The following is a 2,056-nucleotide window of genomic DNA, read 5'->3' as shown; positions in this document are numbered from 1 at the left end:
CCCTTATGCTCGTCGGCATCGGCGGGGCTGTCCTTCTTGCGCGTCAGGTTCGGCCATTGCGTCGAGAAGGTCGAATTGAGCTCGAGCCATTTATCCTGCCCGCTCTAGGTATCGGGTAGGATCGCCTCGGCCGGGCATTCGGGTTCGCACACGCCGCAGTCGATGCATTCGTTGGGATTGATGACGAGCATATTCTCGCCCTCGTAGAAACAATCGACGGGGCACACCTCGACACAGTCCATATATTTGCACCGGACGCAGGCATCGGTGACGACATAGGTCATGGGTTCAGGCTCCCTCAAGTGACGGCTATCGGCCGTCCGGCTCTCTAACGGCTCGCCTCTATGCCGCGTGGAGGCAGTGCGTCAACGCTAAGCGACAGTTGCGAATCACTCTCACTGATTAGGGCGATCGGGGCGCCCCGGGTGCAAAGCATTTCCATCGGCGCCGATAGCCGAGGGTTCGGGCGCGGCGTCGGCGCGATCGAGCCGCCGATAACAGGCTTGCGCCTCGGGTGCGGGGCCGCGGCGCAGCGGCAGGGCCAGCAGCCGTACCACTTCGATGCGCTCGCCGACGGGCAGGACGAGCGTCTGCCCGACATGCACCGCGCACGAGGACCGCGTGATGCGCCGTCCGTCGAGCCTGATATGGCCCGCCTCGACCATCGCCTGCGCGATGCTGCGCGAACGCGCGAAGCGCAGGAACCAGAGCAGCTTGTCCAGCCGGATCGTTCCTGCTGCACCCGGACTGGCCATCAGTCTTTGCGCGCGTCCGCAAGGAGCGCAGCCAGGCCTGCAAAGGGGCTGTTCGGTGACGGCCCGCGCCGTTCGGGACGATCGGTGCGCGGCGCGCGCGGAATATCGGAGCGAGGTTTGTCCGGCTTGCCGTGCCGGCCTTTTGCCTGGGCGATCGGCGGGCGCCGGGTTTCCCCGTTCGCCGTTGCCCGTGGCGCGCCGGCACCCTTGCGATTCTGCTTGCGGCGGGTGCGCTTCTCGGTCGCCTTGCGCAGCCCCGACCAGCGCCAGCGCTGCAGCTCGGGCTCACCGACGGCGCGAAAGCCGAAGCTGCCGAGCAGCGCTCGGCGCGTCTCTTCGTCGAGGCCGAGCGAGGTCGCGAGCGCCGGGTCGATCACAAAACCGGACGGCAGCGCATTATGGGCCTCTTCGCCCGGATCGTCATGATGCTCTTCGCGGCCGGCGAGCGGTGCGGTTGGCGGCGCCGAAGCCTGCATTCGTGCGGCATGCGCCTGGCGCGCGAGCTTTTCGGCCATGTCGACGCGCAGCCAGCCCGAGGCACAGCGGCGGAAGCCCGCGATCGTCAATCCCGCATGGCTTCCTGTCTTCTGCAGCACCGCGCCATGCGGCGGCAGCGTGGGGATCGGGGTTCCCTGTTGCGCGGCGACCAGCGCGGCGCGCCAGCGGACGGCTTCAGGTTTCAGCAGCGCCGGGTGGAAGAGATCGAGCGAGCCGATCGTGAAGCCGAGCTTGCGCAAGAGCGGACGTTCTTCCGCGGTCAGCGCGTTGAGCTGATCCTCGACCACCGCGCGGCCGATCGTACCGCTGTTGTCGGTCAGCGCGGCAAGCAAGGCGCGGACGCGCGGCGGGGTGAACAGGTCGCCCGCCGCCTCGCCCATCGCCGCGAGCGGGCCCGCGTGGCGCGCGAGCTGCCCGGCGACGAAACGCTGCAGCCGTTCGGCAATCGCCTGCACCTGATGAAGTTCGAGCCGGCGTAGCGACGGATCGATCTGGATCGACGGCTGGACGAGCGTGGGTCCCTTGGCGAGCGCTGCAACGGCATGGCCGTGCCACGCGAGCCGCGGCGTAGTTCCCGGCTCGGCAACGAGCGACAGCGCGCTGTCGTCACCCTCGGCAAGCGCGGTTGCGCGGCGGGCGAGTTCGGCGCGCAGATGTTTCTCGGCGGCGGCCAGCAGCATGCGGTGATCGCTCGCCTTCGCGACCGGGTCGACCTTGAACTGGAAACCCTTGAGCGTCCCGATCGGCTCGCCGTCGACGGCGACGGTGCCGTCGGCGCCGACCGCAACGGGCAGCGCGGCGTT

The 2,056-nt window shown here is 68.7% G+C and carries 1 protein-coding gene and 2 pseudogenes; all 3 read right to left on the bottom strand.

Features of this window, described 5'->3' with window-relative positions; all coding sequences use genetic code 11:
* Window positions 1-284 (bottom strand): annotated as a pseudogene (gene fdxA, locus VGD20_RS13710) (ferredoxin FdxA); the annotation flags it as partial.
* A 111-nt stretch (window positions 285-395) separates the two neighbouring features.
* Window positions 396-755, bottom strand: coding sequence for an RNA-binding S4 domain-containing protein (locus VGD20_RS13705; protein WP_331134985.1), 360 nt, complete (start codon window positions 753-755; stop codon window positions 396-398).
* Window positions 755-2,056 (bottom strand): annotated as a pseudogene (locus VGD20_RS13700) (helicase); the annotation flags it as partial. The gene VGD20_RS13705 and the pseudogene VGD20_RS13700, both read right to left, overlap by 1 nt.

Source organism: Sphingopyxis sp. (genome assembly GCF_036402335.1).
Taxonomy (GTDB): domain Bacteria; phylum Pseudomonadota; class Alphaproteobacteria; order Sphingomonadales; family Sphingomonadaceae; genus Sphingopyxis.
This window is presented reverse-complemented; position numbering and strand designations above follow the sequence as displayed.